Source organism: Nocardioides abyssi, assembly GCF_030412915.1.
GTDB lineage: Bacteria > Actinomycetota > Actinomycetes > Propionibacteriales > Nocardioidaceae > Nocardioides > Nocardioides abyssi.
Genome location: NZ_JAUHJR010000328.1, coordinates 1 through 209, shown reverse-complemented (window position 1 = coordinate 209; position 209 = coordinate 1). Strand labels below are relative to the sequence as shown.

Below are 209 nucleotides of genomic sequence, written 5' to 3'. Positions count from 1 at the left end.
ACGTCCGGCCCGCCCGGACCGTTGACGCCGCGGTCGAGGACCTGCTGGACGGCGATCGGGACGACGACCGGGCCGGCCGAGGCCAGCACCGCGAGCGCGCGCGTGCCCCGGATGCCCTCCTTCAGCTCGGGCGAGAAGTGCACGCCGCGGCGGATGGTGCGGATCGCGCCGATCTCCTCGCCGGAGTCCATCACCGTGCTCATGCGTTC

The 209-nt window shown here is 74.2% G+C and carries 1 pseudogene; it reads right to left on the bottom strand.

Annotated elements, in window-relative coordinates:
• Positions 1-209: pseudogene (locus tag QWY29_RS21395) on the bottom strand (ABC transporter ATP-binding protein); the annotation flags it as partial.